This is a genomic window from Nitratidesulfovibrio sp. 1201_IL3209 (assembly GCF_036763125.1).
In the GTDB taxonomy this organism is placed as follows: domain Bacteria; phylum Desulfobacterota; class Desulfovibrionia; order Desulfovibrionales; family Desulfovibrionaceae; genus Cupidesulfovibrio.
Window position 1 is genome coordinate 1 of the sequence record NZ_JBAIYT010000118.1, and the last position, 255, is coordinate 255.

Genomic DNA, 255 nt, shown 5'->3' on the forward strand with positions numbered 1-255 from the left:
GGAAACCAACACAGGTGGGTGGGGTGAATAACCCAAGGCGCTCGAGAGAACTCTGGCCAAGGAACTCGGCAAAATAACCCCGTAACTTCGGAAGAAGGGGTGCTCTTTAGGGTGAAGGATTCTCTCTCTAAGCCCTGAGGAGCCGCAGAGAAATGAGGGTGGCGACTGTTTACTAAAAACATAGGTCTCTGCTAAGTCGCAAGACGACGTATAGGGACTGACGCCTGCCCGGTGCCGGAAGGTTAAGAGGAGAGG

1 rRNA gene is annotated in these 255 nt (G+C 53.7%); it reads left to right on the forward strand.

The features are described 5' to 3' along the window. Positions 1–255 (forward strand): 23S ribosomal RNA (locus V6B97_RS17320); the annotation flags it as partial.